This is a genomic window from Micromonospora sp. NBC_00330, assembly GCF_036136635.1.
In the GTDB taxonomy this organism is placed as follows: Bacteria; Actinomycetota; Actinomycetes; order Mycobacteriales; family Micromonosporaceae; genus Micromonospora; species Micromonospora salmantinae.
On sequence record NZ_CP108012.1, the window covers coordinates 3,554,824 to 3,572,255 of the forward strand.

At 72.4% G+C, this 17,432-nt stretch carries 20 protein-coding genes; 9 read left to right on the top strand and 11 right to left on the bottom strand.

Going from position 1 to position 17,432, the window contains the following annotated elements:
- Positions 1–57: 57 nt before the first annotated feature.
- A complete protein-coding gene (locus OG598_RS15910; RefSeq protein WP_328655152.1) occupies positions 58–978 on the bottom strand; it encodes an ADP-ribosylglycohydrolase family protein in 921 nt (306 codons plus the stop codon).
- Positions 979–1,051: 73 nt separating this feature from the next.
- Between OG598_RS15910 and OG598_RS15915 the strand changes: the two genes are divergently transcribed.
- Both OG598_RS15915 and OG598_RS15920 read left to right on the top strand, forming a co-directional pair.
- Positions 1,052–1,741, top strand: a complete 690-nt coding sequence (locus tag OG598_RS15915) for a response regulator transcription factor (protein WP_091401712.1) — start codon at positions 1,052–1,054, stop codon at positions 1,739–1,741.
- A 29-nt stretch (positions 1,742–1,770) separates the two neighbouring features.
- Entirely contained in the window at positions 1,771–3,174 is a 1,404-nt protein-coding gene (locus OG598_RS15920; protein ID WP_328655153.1) for a HAMP domain-containing sensor histidine kinase, read from the top strand.
- A gap of 251 nt (positions 3,175–3,425) precedes the next feature.
- On the opposite strand, the gene OG598_RS15925 is transcribed toward OG598_RS15920, so the two are convergent.
- Complete coding sequence (locus tag OG598_RS15925; RefSeq protein WP_328655154.1) at positions 3,426–4,448, bottom strand: adenosine deaminase; 1,023 nt, start codon at positions 4,446–4,448, stop codon at positions 3,426–3,428.
- A complete protein-coding gene (locus OG598_RS15930; RefSeq protein ID WP_328655155.1) occupies positions 4,445–5,239 on the bottom strand; it encodes a trans-aconitate 2-methyltransferase in 795 nt (264 codons plus the stop codon). Before OG598_RS15930 ends, OG598_RS15925 begins: the two co-directional genes overlap by 4 nt.
- Positions 5,240–5,322: 83 nt before the next feature.
- Between OG598_RS15930 and OG598_RS15935 the strand changes: the two genes are divergently transcribed.
- A complete protein-coding gene (locus OG598_RS15935) occupies positions 5,323–6,306 on the top strand; it encodes an aldo/keto reductase (RefSeq protein ID WP_091401706.1) in 984 nt (327 codons plus the stop codon).
- Positions 6,307–6,394: 88 nt separating this feature from the next.
- Positions 6,395–6,586, top strand: coding sequence for a hypothetical protein (locus OG598_RS15940; protein WP_328655156.1), 192 nt, complete (start codon positions 6,395–6,397; stop codon positions 6,584–6,586).
- Positions 6,587–6,707: 121 nt separating this feature from the next.
- On the opposite strand, the gene OG598_RS15945 is transcribed toward OG598_RS15940, so the two are convergent.
- The 7 genes from OG598_RS15945 to OG598_RS15975 all read right to left on the bottom strand — a co-directional run bounded on the left by OG598_RS15945 (position 6,708) and on the right by OG598_RS15975 (position 11,147).
- Positions 6,708–6,911, bottom strand: coding sequence for a cold-shock protein (locus OG598_RS15945; protein WP_030338233.1), 204 nt, complete (start codon positions 6,909–6,911; stop codon positions 6,708–6,710).
- A gap of 287 nt (positions 6,912–7,198) precedes the next feature.
- Positions 7,199–7,471: a DUF4235 domain-containing protein gene (locus OG598_RS15950; RefSeq protein ID WP_130400249.1), complete on the bottom strand. Its 273-nt coding sequence runs from the start codon at positions 7,469–7,471 to the stop codon at positions 7,199–7,201.
- Positions 7,468–7,842 carry a DUF3618 domain-containing protein gene (locus tag OG598_RS15955; RefSeq protein WP_328655157.1) on the bottom strand — a complete coding sequence of 125 codons (375 nt, stop codon included), beginning with the start codon at positions 7,840–7,842 and terminating at the stop codon, positions 7,468–7,470. The genes OG598_RS15950 and OG598_RS15955 overlap by 4 nt, the downstream gene beginning before the upstream one ends.
- Entirely contained in the window at positions 7,839–8,273 is a 435-nt protein-coding gene (locus OG598_RS15960; RefSeq protein ID WP_030338239.1) for a phage holin family protein, read from the bottom strand. The genes OG598_RS15955 and OG598_RS15960 overlap by 4 nt, the downstream gene beginning before the upstream one ends.
- Positions 8,274–8,629: 356 nt before the next feature.
- Positions 8,630–9,817 (bottom strand): mechanosensitive ion channel family protein, encoded by a 1,188-nt coding sequence (locus OG598_RS15965; protein ID WP_328655347.1) that lies wholly within the window; start codon positions 9,815–9,817, stop codon positions 8,630–8,632.
- Positions 9,818–9,900: 83 nt separating this feature from the next.
- Positions 9,901–10,722 carry a DUF1206 domain-containing protein gene (locus OG598_RS15970; RefSeq protein WP_328655158.1) on the bottom strand — a complete coding sequence of 274 codons (822 nt, stop codon included), beginning with the start codon at positions 10,720–10,722 and terminating at the stop codon, positions 9,901–9,903.
- Positions 10,723–10,781: 59 nt separating this feature from the next.
- Positions 10,782–11,147: a hypothetical protein gene (locus OG598_RS15975; protein ID WP_372432984.1), complete on the bottom strand. Its 366-nt coding sequence runs from the start codon at positions 11,145–11,147 to the stop codon at positions 10,782–10,784.
- A 96-nt stretch (positions 11,148–11,243) separates the two neighbouring features.
- On the opposite strand from OG598_RS15975, the gene OG598_RS15980 reads away from it, so the two are divergent.
- Both OG598_RS15980 and OG598_RS15985 read left to right on the top strand, forming a co-directional pair.
- On the top strand, positions 11,244–12,470 hold the full coding sequence (locus OG598_RS15980) for a cysteine desulfurase-like protein (protein WP_328655159.1): 1,227 nt from the start codon (positions 11,244–11,246) through the stop codon (positions 12,468–12,470).
- Positions 12,467–12,754 carry a GNAT family N-acetyltransferase gene (locus OG598_RS15985; protein ID WP_124771264.1) on the top strand — a complete coding sequence of 96 codons (288 nt, stop codon included), beginning with the start codon at positions 12,467–12,469 and terminating at the stop codon, positions 12,752–12,754. The genes OG598_RS15980 and OG598_RS15985 overlap by 4 nt, the downstream gene beginning before the upstream one ends.
- A gap of 9 nt (positions 12,755–12,763) precedes the next feature.
- Here the strand turns inward: OG598_RS15985 and OG598_RS15990 are convergent, their stop codons facing one another.
- On the bottom strand, positions 12,764–14,254 hold the full coding sequence (locus tag OG598_RS15990) for a glycoside hydrolase family 3 protein (protein ID WP_328655160.1): 1,491 nt from the start codon (positions 14,252–14,254) through the stop codon (positions 12,764–12,766).
- 217 nt (positions 14,255–14,471) lie between these two features.
- Between OG598_RS15990 and OG598_RS15995 the strand changes: the two genes are divergently transcribed.
- The 3 genes from OG598_RS15995 to OG598_RS16005 all read left to right on the top strand — a co-directional run bounded on the left by OG598_RS15995 (position 14,472) and on the right by OG598_RS16005 (position 17,356).
- Positions 14,472–14,597: a hypothetical protein gene (locus tag OG598_RS15995; RefSeq protein WP_255750123.1), complete on the top strand. Its 126-nt coding sequence runs from the start codon at positions 14,472–14,474 to the stop codon at positions 14,595–14,597.
- Positions 14,598–14,685: 88 nt separating this feature from the next.
- Positions 14,686–15,636 (top strand): TIGR03557 family F420-dependent LLM class oxidoreductase, encoded by a 951-nt coding sequence (locus OG598_RS16000; protein WP_328655161.1) that lies wholly within the window; start codon positions 14,686–14,688, stop codon positions 15,634–15,636.
- A gap of 88 nt (positions 15,637–15,724) precedes the next feature.
- Positions 15,725–17,356, top strand: coding sequence for a RecQ family ATP-dependent DNA helicase (locus OG598_RS16005; protein WP_328655162.1), 1,632 nt, complete (start codon positions 15,725–15,727; stop codon positions 17,354–17,356).
- Positions 17,357–17,432 lie beyond the last annotated feature (76 nt).

Genomic DNA, 17,432 nt, shown 5'->3' on the forward strand with positions numbered 1-17,432 from the left:
AGTCGATCGTGGGCAGCGGAGGCGCAGGGCAGCGCCAGCGCCGGGCAGCCCCCCGGGTCAGGGGAGCCAGGCAGGTAGCGGCTCGCGGGCGGCCAGCCACTTTTCGGGCACCCCGCCCGGGGTGCCGATGCCGGTGTGCGCCGCGACCACCGCTCCGGCGATGGCGGCCGTGGTGTCCACGTCCCCACCGGCCCGTACGCACGTCTCGATGGCCGCCGGATAGTCGTCGAGGTGGGTGGCGGCCACCCAGAGGGTGAACGCGACGGTGTCCTGGGCGATCACCCGGGAGCCGTTGCCGAGCGCGGCCACCACCCGGGGCAACGGCCGGCCGAGCAGCCCGGCGGCCCGGTGTACGCCCCGGTGGACCTCGGTGCCCGGGTCGAGCGCGGCGGCGATCCCGGCGAGCAGCCGCTCCGGGGCCGGCCGGTGGCCGTCGAGGCGGGCCCGGGCGGCCAGCGCGGCGGCGACGGCTACGGCGACCGCGCCGGCGATCCCCTCCGGGTGCGCGTGCGTCACCTCGGCGGAGGCACGCGCCTGTGCCGCGGCGCGCGCTGTCGAGTCGGCGAAGTACGCGCCCAGCGGGCCGACCCGCATCGCCGCGCCGTTGCCGCAGGAGCCCTGCCCGTCGAAGGCGGAGGCGGCGGCCAGCGGCCACGGTGTGCCGGTGCGGATCAGCCCCAGGATGAGCATCGCGCCCGCGCCGTAGCCTCGGCGTTCGGTGCATCGCTCGGCGAAGGAGAGGGCCAGCCGGTCCCGGTCGATGCCGCCGGAGTCGGCCAACTGGGCGAGGACCGAGCAGGCCATCTCGGTGTCGTCGGTCCATTCCCAGGGCGCCGGCGGCAGCGCGTCGGCGGCGAGGTCCACTGGCGCCGGCCCCGGCAGGAAGTACTGCGCGCCGAGCGCGTCGCCGGTGGAGAGGCCGGCGAGGCTGTCCCGGGCGAGCGCCAGGCGGGCATCGGCGAACAGGGTGAACGACATCGTCGTACCAGCTTGCCCGGTCGCCAGGCACGCCGCAACGCGATCAACTTGCCAGGCCAAGTACGGTCTTGTCGTGGCCTCCGTGCTCCTGGTCGAAGACGATCACGTCGTACGCGGCGCGATGCTGCGGTCCCTCACCGACCGGGGGCATGCCGTGCACGCCGTGGGTACGGCGTTGGACGCTTTGCGTCGGGTCGCCGCGGAGACACCCGACCTGGTGGTGCTCGACCTCGGCCTACCCGACCTGGACGGCTCGGACGCGCTGCGGATGTTGCGCGGCATCACCGACGTTCCGATCATCATCGCCACCGCCCGCGACGACGAGCAGTCGGTGGTCAAGCTGCTGCGCGCCGGCGCCGACGACTACATGGTCAAGCCGTTCACCGGGGCGCACCTGGACGCCCGGATCACCACGGTGCTGCGCCGGGCGGGCCGGGCCAGTCGGTCCGTGCAGCCCGCGGTGCACAGCGTCGGCGGGCTGCGGGTGGACGTGGGCGAGCGCAGCGCCCAGCTCGACGGGGAGCCGCTGGCGCTGACCCGCAAGGAATTCGACCTGTTGGCGTATCTCGCCGCACGACCTGGGCGGGTAGTGTCCCGCCGGGAACTCTTGGAGGAGGTATGGCGGCAGCCATCGGTCGGCGAGGATCAGACCATCGACGTTCACCTGTACTGGCTCCGCAGAAAGATGGGCGAGTCCGCGGCGAAGCCGCGCTACCTGCGCACCGTGCGGGGGGTCGGATTCCGGCTGGTGGCACCGGACTGAGGACGGCGCTGGCCCTGCTCACGGCCGGCATGTGCAGTCTCGTGGCGCTCGCGTTCCTGATCCCGCTCGGGCTCAGCCTGCGCGAGCAGAGCCGGGACGAGGCGATCGCCGACGCGGCGCGGCGCAGCGCGCTGGTGACCGGCGCGCTGGCGGTGAGCACCGACCCTGCTGTCGTCGAGCGTGCCGTGGTGGCCAGCGCCGAGGGCGCACCCACCCGGCCCGTGGTGCACGGGTTGGGGTTGGACGAGTCCGCTGGCCGGGCCAGCGGCAGCGACCTGGACCGGGCCCGCTCCGATCGCCAGTCGTTGGTCGTCGACGTCGACGGGGGTGTGGCCCGGCTCGACCCGGTCGTCCTCGGTGACCGGACGGCGGTGGTCGAGGTGTTCCTTCCGGAGTCGACGCTGGGCGAGGGCGCCGGCGGCACCTGGCTGCTGCTGTTCGCTGTCGGCGCGGCGATGGCCGGCGCGGCGGTGTTGGTTGTCGACCGGGTGGCTGCCCGCGCGGTGGACTCCACCCGCGGTCTGGTCAAGGCCGCGCTCTCCATCGGCGACGGGGACCTCGGCGTACGCGTGGAGCCGACCGGTCCGCGCGAGCTGGCCGAGGCCGGGTACGCCTTCAACCGGATGGCGGACCGGCTGGACGCCGCCCGTACCGACGAGCGGGAGTTGGTGGCCGACCTGTCGCATCGTCTGCGTACCCCGTTGACGGTGCTGCGGTTGGACGCGGAGGCGTTGGAGTCCGACGACACCAGCGTGGGCTCGTTCAGCCCGGCGGAGTTGGACCGGCTGCGCGGGATCCGGCGGATCCGACAGGCGATCGTCACCCTGGAGGGTGAGATCGACGTGTTGATCAAGACCACCCGTAAGACGGTGGCGCTCGAGGCCGGGCCGGCGATGTGCGACGTCAGCGAGGTGGTCCGGGACCGGATGGTGTTCTGGGCGGCGTTGGCCGGCGACCAGAACCGGCCGCACCGGGTCAACGGCGCACAGCTGCGCATCCCGGCGCCGGTGCCGCGGGCCGAGCTGGCCGCCGCGCTGGACGCGGTGATCGGCAACGTCTTCCGCTACACACCGCAGGGCACCGCCTTCGAGGTGGCGGTGTCCCGGCGCGACGGTTACGTGGCGATCCGGATCGACGACGCCGGCCCCGGCATCGCCAACCCGGACCGGGCGCTGCGCCGGGGCGCCAGCGACCAGGGCTCGACAGGGCTCGGGCTGGACATCGCCAAGCGGGTCGCGTTGCAGGCCAACGGTTCGGTGAGCATCGACCGCGCCCGGCTGGGCGGCGCCAGCGTGGTGATGCTGCTCGCCGACCCGGAGGCGACGCCCCGGCAGGTCAGCCGCTTCGGTCTGGTCGGTCGGATGGCCCGCGACGCCCGGGACACCAAGGCCACCGGCCGTCGCTGGCCCCGACAGCGCCCCACCGACGACTGACCCGGCCGGGGCTGTGCGCCGGCGCAAGTCTTCCTTAGATCGCGGTTAACGACCGCGTTGGATCGGCTGCGGGCTGACAGGATCAGAGCACGAACCCACCAGTTCCACCGGCCGAGCGCACCACGCACCCACGGCCGGTGGAGCCGCGCGCGCGGCGGGAGTCACAGGTCCCCCCACACCCACGCTCCCGCCGCGCGCCCTGCTCAACCAGCCGACCCAACCCGGCCAGCCGGCCCAGCCGGCCGACCAGCTCAGCCGGCGGTGGCGAGGTACGCGTCGATCTCGGCGAGGATCCGCTGCTGGCCGGCGGCGTCCAGGAAGGACGCGGTCACCGCGTTGCGGGCCAGTCCGGCCAGGCCCTCGGCGCCGACGCCGAGCAGGCGGGCGGCCACCGCGTACTCGTCGTTGAGGGTGGTGCCGAACATCGGCGGGTCGTCGGAGTTGATGGTGACCAGCAGCCCGGCCTCGACCAGCCGGGGCAGCGGGTGCTCGTCGAGGGTGGCCACCGCCCTGGTGCGGACGTTGGACGTCGGGCAGATCTCCATCCCGATCTGCCGCTCGGCCAGGTACGCGAGCAGCTGCGGGTCCTGCGCGGCGGAGATGCCGTGCCCGATCCGCTCGGCGCCCAACTCGTTCAGCGCGTCCCAGACGGTCTGCGGCCCGGTGGTCTCCCCGGCGTGCGGCACCGAGCGCAGCCCGGCGGCGCGGGCCTGGTCGAAGTACTGCCGGAACTGCGGTCGGGGTACGCCGATCTCCGGGCCGCCGAGACCGAAACTGACCAGCCCGTCCGGGCGCTCGTCCAGCGCGATGCGCAGCGTCTCCTCGGCTGCCGGCAGGCCGGCCTCGCCGGGGATGTCGAAGCACCAGCGCAGCTCGATGCCGAAGTCGGCCAGGGCGCGTTTGCGGGCATCCTCGATGGCCTCGCAGAACGCCGGCGCGGGAATGCCCCGTCGGACGTGCGAGTACGGGGTGATGGTCAGCTCCGCGTACCGGACCTGCTGACGGGCCAGCTCGCGGGCCACCTCGTGGGTGAGGATCCAGACGTCCTCCGGGTCGCGGATGAGATCCACGACGCTCAGGTAGACCTCGATGAAGTGCGCGAAGTCGCGGAACTCGAAGTAGTTGGCGAGCGCGTCCGGGTCGGCCGGCACGGGGGTGCGCCCCTCGTGGCGGGCTGCCAACTCGGCGACGATCCGGGGCAGGGCGGAGCCGACGTGGTGCACGTGCAGCTCCACCTTGGGCAGGCCGGCGATGAAGGTGGACAGGTCGGTCACGGGTTCTCCTGGGCATGGTCGCCGGTGCGGGCGACGACGAAGACGCGGCGGAACGGGAAGTACACCTGACCCTGCCGCACCGGGTACGCCGCGGTGAGCCGTACTCCCAGCTCGGCCCGGAAGGCGGACCAGCCGGCGGCGTCCAGTGCGGCCCGGACCGGGCGCAGCGCGGTGCCCTCCATCCAGGCCAGCACCGGGTGCTCGGCGGCGGGTCGAGCCGGCAGCAGGTGCACGTAGGTAGTCTCCCAGGCGTCCACCTCGCAGCCGGCGGCGGTCAGCAGCGCCGCGTAGTCGGCCGGGTCGTCGACCGGGTCCGCGCGCAGCAGCGGGGCGAGCTCGGCCCGCCAGGTCGGCCGGTTGGCGACCTCCCGCAGGGCGCGGTGCGAGTCGGCGGCGAAGTTGCCCGGGACCTGCATGGCGAGCCAGGCGCCGGCGGGCAGATCGGTGGCCCAGCGGCGCAGCAGCTCCTGGTGGCCGGGGACCCACTGCAACGCCGCGTTGCTGACCACCACGTCCTCGTCGCCGGCCGGACGCCAGTCGCGCAGGTCGGCGACCGCGAAGTCGACCGGCGCGCCGAGGGCCTCGGCGCGCTCGATCATCTCGGGTGAGGAGTCGAGGCCGCGCACCCGGCTGGTCGGCCAGCGTTCGGCGAGGACGGCGGTGAGCTGGCCGGGGCCGCAGCCGAGGTCGAGCACCGCCCGGGGTCGCTCGGCCGGGATCCGGGCGAGAAGGTCGTGAAACGGCCGGGATCGCTCGTCGCCGAAGCGCAGGTAGGTCGTCGGGTCCCACATGGTCGCCTCCCAAACCGTACGTCCGTACTGCTAACCGTACGGCTCGCGTGGCAGGGTGGCAACCCGATCACTAGGCTCGGGTCATGGAACAGCGCAGCTTCAACCGGCTCGGCCGGACCGTTGGCGCGGTCGGCCTGGGCGCGTGGCAACTCGGCGCCGACTGGGGCACCGTCAGCGAGGACGACGCGATGGCGGTGCTCGCCGCCGCCGTGGACGCCGGAGTCACCTTCCTCGACACCGCCGACGTGTACGGCGACGGCCGCAGCGAGCAGCTGATCGGCCGCTTCCTGCGCACCCGACCCGACGCCGGGCTGACCGTCGCCACCAAGATGGGCCGCCGCGTCGAGCAGCGCCCGGAGGCGTACACCCTGGCCAACTTCCGGCAGTGGACCGACCGCTCCCGGGCCAACCTGGGCATGGACACCCTGGACCTGGTCCAGTTGCACTGCCCGCCCACCGAGGTCTTCTCCTCCGACGAGGTCTTCGACGGCCTGGACACCCTCGTCGCCGAGAAGGCCATCGCCGGGTACGGGGTCAGCGTCGAGACCTGCGACCAGGCCCTCACCGCGATCGCCCGACCGGGGGTGGCGAGCGTCCAGATCATCCTCAACGCGGTCCGCCACAAGCCCCTGGAGCGGGTGCTGCCGGCGGCGGCCGCAGCCGGTGTCGGCATCATCGCCCGCGTGCCGCTCGCCAGTGGCCTGCTCTCCGGCCGCTACGACGAGCACACCGAGTTCCCCGCCGACGACCACCGCAACTACAACCGGCACGGTGCGGCCTTCGACGTCGGGGAGACGTTCTCCGGGGTCGACTTCGACCGAGGTCTGGCCGCCGTACGCCGGCTGGCCCCGCTCGTCGACGCGGACCGCACGATGGCGCAGTTCGCCCTGCGCTGGGTGTTGGACCAGGCGGGCGTCACAGTGGTCATCCCCGGTGCCCGCGACGCCGACCAGGCCCGACGCAACGCCGCCGCGGCGGCCCTGTCCCCGCTCACCGACGAGCAGTTGGCAGCCGTCCGCGAGACCTACGACGAGCTGATCCGCCCGCAGGTGCACGACCGGTGGTGACCCGCGCGCCCGGGGTGCTCGCGTCACGCCACCCGGCCGGCGATGTTGGACGGCGGCGCGCCGCCCCGGGCGGCGGAGAGGGGACGCGATGAGGGGTTGGCTTCCGCTCACCCTCGGCCTGCTGGCCGTGGTGATCGGTGCGGTGTGGACGGTCCAGGGCCTCGGCTACGTCAGCGGTAGCGTGATGACCGACGAGAAGATCTGGGCGGTGATCGGCCCGATCGTGACGGCGGCCGGGCTGGTGGTGCTCTGGCTCGGCCTGCGTTCGCGTCGACGCTGACTGCTCGCTGCACCGGCGAGCCTGAACAGGCGAAAGCCCCGCATCCCAATCGGGATGCGGGGCTTTACCGCGACCCTTGAGCCGGATCGTCCCACTGGCCGGCGGGGGCCGGCCGTCCTACTCAGATGGGACGGACCTGCTCAGCCTGCGGGCCCTTCTGACCCTGAGCAATCTCGAACTCCACCCGCTGGTTCTCCTCCAGCGAGCGGTAGCCGCTGGTCTGGATGGCCGAGAAGTGGACGAACACGTCAGCACCCCCACCATCGACGGTGATGAAGCCGAAGCCCTTGTCAGCGTTGAACCACTTCACGGTTCCCTGAGCCATGTGTTTCTCCCTCTAAAAACTGGCGGCCGTGCACGCCGTCCGGCCGATTGGCCGTTTTTGAGCAGCGGTGCCTGAGGCGGCCCCACGAAGGAGACTTCTCTCAACCCACGCCATCTCGCAACAGCGGGGACCAGCAAATCACGGAGGTAAAAAGTCTGTCACGACCTCTCCGACGAATTTCTCCGACATGTGACCTGACGGATGCCTCAGGTGCGCTGGGCGGCGTGCGATGCCATGCGAAAGCCCCCTTCCCATCGATGCGGGAAGGGGGCTGAAATCGCTGCTGGTCAGTCCGGCCAGCTGCCGGTCATCCGGCGTACGCCGACCGCGCCGCCCCGGTCCACTGCGGCTCGGACGACAGCGAAGATGGCGCCCTGCAACGCCGCGGCGGCCAGGATCTCGCCCCAACCGCGATCCTCGTCGGTCGCGTTGGGCGCCTCACCGTCGCCCGCGGTGACCTTCCAGACCTGCCGGAAGATCGCCCCGGCCACAGTGCCTGCGGCGATACCCAACAACACGCCGACCGGCCGGTACGCGACCCTGCCGATGCTCTTGCTCACCTACGCCTCCCCCGCACGATCATCAGCACCACCACGGTGGCCACCGCGCCGGCCGCGATGGCCGCCCACGGCACCGGGTTGCGGCGCACCAACTCGCCCTTGTCGTACGCCTGTGCGCGTACCATCTCGCCCTTTTCGTACGCCTGCGCCTTCGCCATTCCGGCGCCACGCGCGGCCTGCCCGCGGACCCGGGCGACGGTCTGCGCCGCCTGCTCCCGCATCCGCTCCTTGGCCTGCTCGGCGGACTCCTTCAGACGCGCCTTGACGTCGGCCTTGGCGGCCAGCGCCTCCATCGTCTCGCCCAACTCGACCCGGGTGCGACGGATCTCCTCGCGGAGGGCCTCCGTGTCGCCGGTCCCGTTACCGGTCATTGCCGCCCCCTGTCCTTCACCGCGGCGGTGACGGTGTCCATGTCTGCCCGGAGGCTACGGACCGTGGCCGCCGGCACCGGCGGGACGGCACGGCTGACCTGCTTCTTGCCCACCAGGGCGAGGATGCCGGCCACCAGGAAGCACGCCACCGCCACGATCAGCGCGGCGGCCCAGGCGGGCAACACCAGGTCGAGCAACAGGATCGCCGTGGCGACCAGCGCACCCAGACCGAAGAACGCGAGCGCGCCACCGCCGCCGAACAGGCCGATCCCGATGCCCGCGTGCTTACCCTTCTGGGTCAACTCCGCTCGGGCCAGCGTCAGTTCGTCCCGTACGAGGCGGGAGATCTGCTCAGTGGCCCGCTGCACCAACTCGGCGGTGGAGGGCTCGCTCCCGTTCTGGGATGTGCGGGCTTTCGCCACGTCAGCCATGCTGTCCTCCTTTCCTCATCACCGCGCTGTATGCCCGAAGTCGCCGCTCGTCAATCCTAAAGCGCGCCAAGCAGCTCACCGTCCCCGTTGTCCGGACGCCGCGCCGCCAATACGCGGCCAGCCGCCGCGATCACGCCAGAGACGTCCGGCAGCACATCCCCCACCCAAGCCCGACCAAACCTCCCGCACCCGCCCCCACACCCCGCCCTCCCCGCCCTCCCGCCCTCCCCCGGCACCCCACCCCCGGCGGTGATCATGAGGTGGGCGGGGACAAACCAGGCACACCGACCCGCCAAGTCCATGATCGTCGGGGTTTGCCGCGCAGCAGGGCGGGGGGGCGGGCGCGGGCCTTCCGGTCAGGGGCGGGTTTCTTCGGGGCCTACGAAGGCTTCGCTGCGGGCGTCGCCGTCGTCGCTGCCGCCGAAGACCCGGGCGTCGTCGGGCGCCTCGGTCTCGGACAGACGGCGGGCCGGCCGCCTCGGCTGCACCCACTGCCAGGACAGATTGCTGTTGGAGTCGCCCAGCTCGGCGCGTACCCGGGGCATCGCGGTCGGGCGGTTGTCCCTGATCCAGGCGACCAGGTGCTCCCGGACGAGGCAGCGCAGGTCCCACAGGCTGCCCGCGTCGGCGGCGCTGACCAGCGCGCGCAACCGGACCGTCCCGCCGGTGGCGTCGGTGACCTGCAGGACGCAGACCCGCCCGTCCCACAGCTCGGTGCCCTCGACGAGGCGGCGCAACTCCTCGCGCATGGTCTGCACGGGCACCGCCCAGTCGACGTCGAACTCGGCGGTGCCGAGCACCGCCGCCTCCGTGCGGGTCCAGTTCTGGAACGGCTTGCTGGTGAAGTACGAGGTGGGCAGGATCAACCGGCGGTCGTCCCAGATCTGCACCACGACGTAGCTGAGGGTCAGCTCCTCGATGCGACCCCACTCCCCCTCGACGACGACCACGTCGTCGAGCCGGACGGCGTCGCTGAAGGCGAGCTGGAGGCCGGCGAAGACGTTGCCGAGCAGGCTCTGCGCGGCGAGCGCCGCCACCACACCGACCACACCGGCCGAGGTCAGCACGCCGGCGCCGATGCCCCGCACGCTGGGGAACGTCATCAGCATCACGCCGATGGTCAGGATGACGATCACCGCGATGGTCAGTCGGCGCAGCATCACCACCTGGGTCCGTACCCGCCGGGCGTGCCGGTTGTCCGGTACGTCGACCCGGAACCGGGCCAGCGCGGTGTCCTCCACGACGACCAGCAGGCAGGCGACCAGCCAGGCCACTGTGGCGATGACGCCGAGGATGAGCAGGTGCAGCAGCAGCCGCCGCCAGCTCTCGCCAACCGCGTACCCGGTGGTGAAGCGGGCAGCGAACTGCACGGCCAGGACCGTTCCGGCGACCTGGAACGGGCGGTGCGCGTGGTCGGTCAACTCGGTGAACAGCAGTGACCGGCGGCCGAACCGCCGGGTCAACCGGTGGACGACCTCGACCAGGAACAGGGCGACCGCCGCCGCGACGAGCGCGGCGACGGCCGTTTCGAGATAGTTCTGCACGGCTTCGGTGCTCCCCTTCGACCAGGCGTCGGGCACTTCGGGCAAAAGCCCAAGGGTGCCCGACAGCCCGGGAATCGACCAGTTCAGACCTTGCGGTACCGGGACTGGAGGAAGCAGTAGACGCCGAAGGCGGCGATGCCGAGGGCGACAAGGGTCAGCAGGAACGTGCCGTAGGACTGCTCTTGCAGGGCGTGCAGAGCGGCGTCCAGACCACGGGCCTTCTCCGGGTCGTAGTTCACGGCGGCCACGATGACCAGCAGACCGGCAATGCCGTACGCGACGCCCTTGGCGATGTATCCGGCCATGCCCAGCCGGCGGGCGAGCTGGCGGGTCTTCGGGCTCATCTCGCCGGTCTTGAGGTGCTTCTCGAACTTCTTCCGGGCGCCGTAGATCACCAGGCCGATGCCGATCGCGGCGACGACCAGGCCGGCCAGGCCGACCAGCCAGCGGCCACCGCTGGAGGTCATCAGCTTGCCGGTCAACGCCTCCTGCTTGTCGGCGCTGTTCGATCCGGCGTCGGAGAAGACCTTGAAGGCGGTCCAGGCGAAGTAGAGGTAGACGATGGTCCGGCCGGCCGAGGCGAGCCGTTCCATGACCCGCTCCTTGCCGCGCTCGGCGCGGTGCCCGACCGCCGCCTCCAGCGCCTGCCAGATCGCCATCGCGAGCAGGCCGACAGCGACGGCGATGACCAGGAACTTGCCTAGCGGCTGTGCGGAGAGGGTACGCAGCGCGCCGGACTGGTCGCCGTCGTCGGACGACGTGCCGAACGCGATCTGCAACGCCAACCAGGCGAAGAGGAGGTGGACGATGCCGTAGCCGATGAAGCCGGCCCGGGCGAGGAGTTCCAGCCACCGGCTGTCCGCCGTACGGGAGGCGGTGGCTTCGGCGCTACGGGTGAGTGACATGGCGTCACAATCTCCGATTCTGAAGATTCCCAAACGTCGGCCACCGCCGCCCGCCCAGGTCAGCTGCCCGGGTTGCGCGATACGCGAATCTTGACCTGCTGGTCGGTCACGCTGTCCAGGGTGACGGCGAAGCCCCCGGCCTCGGCGGCCTGCTGGCCGGTGGTGAGGGTGAGCTGCTCACCGGCGACCTCGACTGTCACCTGGTCACCCTCGGCGCCGACCAGTTTGGCCTCGACGCCCAGGATGGTGGCGCTGGCGTCGACACCCCGCTCGAAGGTGACGGTGCAGGCGTCCAGCCCGCAGTCGGTGGAGGCGCCCTGGGAGCTGCACCCGGCGAGCACGGCGAGGCCGAGCGCCAGACCGGCGAAGAGACCGGCGGCGCGGCGGACGGGGGGAATGGGCATGGTGGCGGGTCGGTTCGTCACCTCGCCAAGGGTACGAGACATCTGCGAGGTAGCCCGCGAACGGTGATCACCTGGCGGCCGGGAAGGGCACGAGGAGCACCGGCTAGGGTCCGGGACATGCCGTTCGACATCGCCCGCACCCGGGCCGCGTACCCCGCCCTGACCGAGGGCTTCGTCCACTTCGACGGTGCCGGCGGCACCCAGACCGCGGCAGGTGTAATCGACGCGGTCACCGACGCCATGCGGTCGGCGGTCGGCAACCGCAGCGCCGCCAACGTGGCGGGCCGTCGGTCGTTGGAGCTGGTGGCCCAGGCCCGCTCGGCAGTGGCCGACCTGCTCGGCGCCGACCCGGCCGGTGTGGTGCTCGGCCCGAGCGCCACCGCGCTGACGTACACCCTGGCCCGCACGCTCGGCGCGGCCTGGCGGCCGGGTGACGAGGTGGTGGTCTCCCGGCTCGACCACGACGCGAACGTGCGGCCGTGGGTGCAGGCCGCCGAGGCGGCCGGCGCGACGGTGCGCTGGGCCGAGGTCGACCGGCACACCGGTGAGCTGCCGGCGGCCCAGTACGCGGACCTGGTGGGTGAGCGGACCCGGTTGGTAGCGGTCACCGCCGGCAGCAACGCCATCGGCACCATGCCGGACGTGCCGGCGATCGCCAAGATCGCGCACGCGGCCGGCGCGTTGGTCCACGTCGACGGCGTGCACTCGGTTCCGCACGGGCCGACCGACCTGGCCTCGCTCGGCGCCGACGTGCTGGTCACCAGCGCGTACAAGTGGTCCGGCCCGCACCTGGCGGCGATGGTGGCCGACCCGGCCCGCTGGGCGGCGTTGCGCCCGGCGAAGCTGGTGCCGTCCTCCGACGCGGTGCCGGACCGGTTCGAGTACGGCACGCCGAGCTTCCCGCTGCTGGCCGGCGTGGCAGCGGCGGTGGATCACCTGGCGGGGCTGGACCCGGACGCGGTCGGGGACCGGCGGGCCCGGCTGCGGGCCGGGCTGGCCGCCGCCCAGGCGCACGAGGAGGCGCTACTGGACCGGCTGCTCGCCGGGCTGGCGCAGCGGCCGGCGATCACCGTGTACGGCTCGCCGGCTCGGCGCTGCCCGACCGTCTCGTTCCGGGTCGCCGGGATGTCCCCGGCGGCCGTGCAGGAGGCGTTGGGTGCCGCCGGTTTCTGCCTCTCCGTCGGCGACTACTACGCCTACGAGTACTTCCACCTGATGGGTCTGCGCGACAGCGGCGGCGCGGTGCGGGCCAGCATCTACCACTACAACACGGCCGACGAGGTGGACCGGTTGCTCGGCGAACTCGACGCGCTGGCCGAGCCGGCGGGGAGAATGGCCGGATGAGCACCCTGGTCGAGGACAACCCGGCGAAGCACCGCTTCGAGATCCTGGTCGACGACGCGCTGGCGGGCTTCACCGCGTACCTGCCGCGCGGGGAGGTCCTGGTCTTCACCCACACCGAGGTGGACCGGGGCTTTCAGGGCAAGGGAGTGGGCGGCGCGCTGGTCCGCGGCACACTGGACCAGCTCCGGGCACGCGGCACGACAGTGGTGCCGCAGTGCCCCTTCATGGCCGCGTTCATCGACAAGCACCCCGAGTACGCCGACCTGGTTGCCGACCTGCCGTAGCGCGGGCCGTCAGCGGGCGCCGGTGAGCACCTCGGCTGCGGCCTGCCCGCTGGCCCGGGTGGCGCCGTGGGTGGCCAGGTGCACCGCCCCGGTGACCAGCTCGGGCACGCCCAACTCGACCACGACGGCGTCCGGCCGGGCGGCCAACGCGCGGTGCACGGCGTCGCGCATCCAGTCGTGCCGGTGCTGGTCGCGCACGACAAGGACCAGGGGGCGGCTGCCCGCCCCGGCGCCCGGGTCCGCCGGCACGTCGGGTTCGGCGTAGCGGACCGTGCTGGTGCCGGGCAGCAGCTCGGTCAGTGGTCCGCCGATGCCCCACGGGGTCTCGGCGCCGATGGCGATGTTGCGCAGCGGCTCGAACTCGACGACGTGTGCCGCGCGGGTAATGGGCAGTGCGACAGTCGTGCCCGGGGCGGCGGTGACGCGCACGGCCCGGCGGGCGGCGACCAGGCCGACGTCGGCGGCGGCGCGCGCTCCGGCCGAGCCGGCACTGCGGGCGGCCACCGTCCAGGCGGCGAGTTGACCGACGCGCTTGGCGGCCTCGGCGAGACGTTCCTCGGGCAGCTCACCGGAGACGACGGCAGCCACTATGGCGTCGCGCAGCTCGCGGGCGGCCTGCTCGTCGGACCGTTCGCCGCCGATGCAGATGGCGTCGGCCCCGGCGGCGAGGGCGCGGACCGTCGCCCCGGCGAAGCCGTACCGGTCGGCGACCGCGCGCATCTCCATCGCGTCGGTGACCACCACGCCGGAGAAGCCCAGCTCGTCGCGGAGCAACCCGCCCAGGATGCGCTGACTCAGCGTCGCCGGCAGGTGCGGGTCGAGCGCGGGCACCAGCAGGTGACCGGTCATCACCGCCTGCACCCCGGCGGCCACGGCGGCGCGGAACGGGGCCAGTTCGCAGGCGTCCAGCCGGGCCCGGTCGGCGGTGATGCGGGGCAGGTCGTGGTGTGAGTCGACCCGGGTGTCGCCGTGCCCGGGGAAGTGCTTGGCGCAGGCCGCGACGCCGCCGGCCTGGAGCCCGCGGACCCAGGCGGCGGTGTGCCGCGCGACCAGCACCGGGTCGGCGCCGAAGGAGCGAACGCCGATCACCGGGTTCGCCGGATTGGAGTTGACGTCGGCGTCCGGGGCGTAGTTGAGGGTGAGCCCCGCCGCGGCCAGCTCGGCGCCGAGGTCCCGGGCGACGGCCTCGGTCAGCTCCGGGTCGTCGACAGCGCCGAGGGCGAAGTTGCCGGGCCGGGAGCTGCCGTGCACCGACTCCAGCCGGGTGACGTCGCCGGCCTCCTCGTCGATCGCCACGATGACGTCCGGCCGTTCCGCGCGCAGCGTCGCCGTGAGCGCGGCCACCTGCCCGGTGTCGACGACGTTGCGGGCGAAGAGCACCACCGAGCCGAGACCCTCGCCGAGCCAGCGGCACACCCATGGCGGTGGGGTGGTACCGACGAAGCCGGGTTGCAGGACGGCGGCGGCGAGCGCCTGAAGGTGCCCGTTGGTAGTTGTCACTCCGCCCCCTCGCAGTGATCGATGTCGATCACCGGCGACGGTGCGCCCCCGTCGATCCGCTGGTTGCGCTCGCTCATGCGGCCCCCGTACCCCATCTCTCGCGCGCCCTCGGCGCACCGCCACCGGCAGGCGGTCCTGCCATGGTCACACTGAGCGATTCAATAGTCAATAAACCTTACAGTTGCCTGGCGGCCCGGTCCCCGGGGAGAGTGCGGGGATGGATCCCGTCCTGCTGGCCGACGCGACGAGCCCGGCCGACATCCCCGGCGTACGCCTGCTCGGCCTGGTGGTCGGCGCCCTGCTGCTCCTCGCCGCGATCCGGGCGATGTTCGGTCGACGCTGACCCCGACGACCGCGCGAACCGGTGTGACCGGGCGCCGCCGGGGTACGGCTCTCCCCATCAGCAGGTCCGCGTGCCGAAGGGGTAAGCCATGAAGATCGGATATTTCCTGTCCAGTGAGGAGTTCACGCCAGCCGAGTTGCTGGAGCAGGCGCGCGGCGCCGAACGGGCCGGCTTCGAGGCGCTGTGGATCTCCGACCACTACCACCCCTGGGTGGACGCACAGGGTCAGAGCCCGTTCGTCTGGTCGATGATCGGCGCGCTCAGCCAGGTCTGTTCGCTGCCGGTGACCACTGCGGTGACCTGCCCGACAGTGCGGATCCACCCGGCCGTGATCGCGCAGGCGGCGGCGACCAGCGCGGTGCTGCACGGCGGGCGGTTCGTGCTCGGCGTCGGCACCGGCGAGGCGCTCAACGAACACATCTTCGGCGACGCCTGGCCGCAGGCCGACGTCCGGCTGGAGATGCTGGAGGAGGCCGTCGAGGTGCTGCGCGCGTTGTGGCGCGGCGGCTTCGTCAGCCACCACGGCAAGCACTACACGGTGGAGCAGGCCCGGATCTACACGCTGCCCGACACCCCACCGTCGATCTACGTCTCCGGCTTCGGGCCGAAGGCCATCGACCTGGCCGCGCGGATCGGTGACGGCTACGTGAGCACCATGCCCGACGGCGAGATGGTCCGGCGCTTCCGCGAGAACGGCGGCGGCGACAAGCCGTGCCAGGCCGGCTTCAAGGCGGCGTACGCGGACAGCGAGGAGGAGGGGCTGCGCATCGCGTACGAGCGCTGGCCCAACGCGGGGGTGCCGGGTGAGCTGTCCCAGGTACTGCCCTCGCCACGGCACTTCGAGCAGGCCGCCGAGTTGGTCAAGCCGGAGATGCTGAAGGAGGCGTTCGTCTGCGGCAACAGCGCCGACGCGCACCTGGAGATGATCGACCAGTACGCCAAGGCCGGCTTCGACGAGGTCTACGTGGCCAACACCGGCCCGCACTACCAGGGCCTGTTCGACCTGTACCAGCGCGAGGTCCTGCCCCGCCTGCGCTGAGTCGGCGATCAACGAGCCGGCAACCGACGAGCCCATGATCGTCCGAATGCGTTTCGGCGGTCATGGGCTCGGGTACCTCCGGCCCTCGATGAAACTGTCCACGCACTCGATGACGTTGCGCCGCGCGGCCCGCAGCCTTTTCGGCTGGAAGGCGCTACGGCCCAACCAACTGGCCGCCATGCGCGCCGTGATGAAGCGACGAGACGCCCTGGTGGTGTTGCCCACCGGTGCCGGCAAGTCGGCGATCTACCAGATCCCGGCCAGCCTGATCCCCGGCCCCACAGTGGTGATCTCTCCACTGCTGGCCCTTCAGCAGGACCAGATCGCCTCCCTCAACGAGCGGCAACGCCCGGAGCTGCGGGCGGTGCGGATCAGCTCGAACGAGTCGCCCACCCAGCAGGCCGAGGCGATCACCGAGATCCGCGAGGGGCGGGCGGAGTTCCTCTTCATCACCCCGGAACAGCTCAGCAACCCGGACCGGATGGCCGAGGTCGCCGAGCTGAAGCCGGCCCTGGTGGCGATCGACGAGGCGCACTGCATCTCGGCGTGGGGGCACGACTTCCGCCCCGACTACCTGGCGCTCGGGCACCTCATCGACGGCATCGGCCGACCGCCGGTGGTCGCGCTGACCGCCACCGCCTCCCCTCCGGTACGCGACGACATCATCGCCCGGCTGCGGCTGCGCGACCCGGAGGTGGTGGTCTCCGGGCTGGACCGGCCGAACCTGTTCGTCGAGGTCGCGCACTGCCCCACCGAGGACTACCGGTGGCGGCGACTGATCGCGCTGCTGAGCGACGACGAGCGGCCCGGGATCATCTACGTGCCGACCCGTCGCGCCGCCGAGGAGCTGGCCACCCGGTTGACCGACGCCGGCTACCCGGCGCAGTGCTACCACGGTGGGATGGCGGCCGGCGCACGCCACGAACTGCACGAGGCGTTCCTCGCCGATGAGGTCCCCATCATGGTGGCGACCTCGGCGTTCGGCATGGGCATCGACAAGCCGAACATCGCCTGGGTGGTGCACATGGCGCTGCCCGACTCACCGGACAGCTACTTCCAGGAGATCGGCCGGGCCGGCCGCGACGGGCAACCGGCCCGGGTGCTGCTGCTCTGGCAGGCCGAGGACGTGGGCCTGCAACGGTTCTTCAGCGGCGGCCTGCCCGACGTCGAGGAGCTGCGCGACCTCGCCGCGCTGCTGCGCCGCAAGCCGGCCACCAAGACCGAACTGCGCGAGACCACCGGCCTCGGGCCGCGCAAGCTGGGCCAGTACCTCTCCCTGTTGGAGCAGGTCGGGGCGGCCGAACCGCGCGCACGACAGCGCATCGGCGCGCCCCGTTACTCCCCCACCCCGACCGACGCCGCCGCGGCGGCGCTGGCCGAGGCGGAGCGCCAGCAGACAGTGACCCGATCCCGCACCGACATGATGCGGGCCTTCGCCGAGACCCGGGCCTGCCGGGGGCAGACCCTGCTGGCCTACTTCGGCGAGCAGATGACGCAGGTCTGCGGCCACTGCGACAACTGCCACAACGGCACCAGCGTGGCCGACCAGGGCGCGGTGGGTCCGTTCCCGGTGCACAGCCAGGTGCGGCACCCGGAGTGGGGGTCCGGCATGGTGCTCTCCTACGAGGAGGACAAGATGACGGTCCTCTTCGAGGAGGTCGGCTACAAGACGTTGTCGGTGCGCGTGGTGTCCGAACAGGGCCTGCTGACCCTGGACTAGCCTGACCCGGGTGCCGCTTTCGGGCCCGGTGGATCGACCAAGCAGAGCACCGATTGACCAAGCAGAGCAGGGCGGA

Coding starts and splice junctions, on each gene's coding strand:
- OG598_RS15910 (WP_328655152.1), bottom strand. CDS start 978: ATGTCGTTCACCCTGTTCGCCGATGCCCGCCTGGCGCTCGCCCGGGAC.
- OG598_RS15920 (WP_328655153.1), top strand. CDS start 1,771: ATGTGCAGTCTCGTGGCGCTCGCGTTCCTGATCCCGCTCGGGCTCAGC.
- OG598_RS15930 (WP_328655155.1), bottom strand. CDS start 5,239: ATGTGGGACCCGACGACCTACCTGCGCTTCGGCGACGAGCGATCCCGG.
- OG598_RS15935 (WP_091401706.1), top strand. CDS start 5,323: ATGGAACAGCGCAGCTTCAACCGGCTCGGCCGGACCGTTGGCGCGGTC.
- OG598_RS15940 (WP_328655156.1), top strand. CDS start 6,395: ATGAGGGGTTGGCTTCCGCTCACCCTCGGCCTGCTGGCCGTGGTGATC.
- OG598_RS15945 (WP_030338233.1), bottom strand. CDS start 6,911: ATGGCTCAGGGAACCGTGAAGTGGTTCAACGCTGACAAGGGCTTCGGC.
- OG598_RS15955 (WP_328655157.1), bottom strand. CDS start 7,842: ATGACCGGTAACGGGACCGGCGACACGGAGGCCCTCCGCGAGGAGATC.
- OG598_RS15960 (WP_030338239.1), bottom strand. CDS start 8,273: ATGGCTGACGTGGCGAAAGCCCGCACATCCCAGAACGGGAGCGAGCCC.
- OG598_RS15970 (WP_328655158.1), bottom strand. CDS start 10,722: ATGTCACTCACCCGTAGCGCCGAAGCCACCGCCTCCCGTACGGCGGAC.
- OG598_RS15980 (WP_328655159.1), top strand. CDS start 11,244: ATGCCGTTCGACATCGCCCGCACCCGGGCCGCGTACCCCGCCCTGACC.
- OG598_RS15985 (WP_124771264.1), top strand. CDS start 12,467: ATGAGCACCCTGGTCGAGGACAACCCGGCGAAGCACCGCTTCGAGATC.
- OG598_RS15995 (WP_255750123.1), top strand. CDS start 14,472: ATGGATCCCGTCCTGCTGGCCGACGCGACGAGCCCGGCCGACATCCCC.
- OG598_RS16000 (WP_328655161.1), top strand. CDS start 14,686: ATGAAGATCGGATATTTCCTGTCCAGTGAGGAGTTCACGCCAGCCGAG.
- OG598_RS16005 (WP_328655162.1), top strand. CDS start 15,725: ATGAAACTGTCCACGCACTCGATGACGTTGCGCCGCGCGGCCCGCAGC.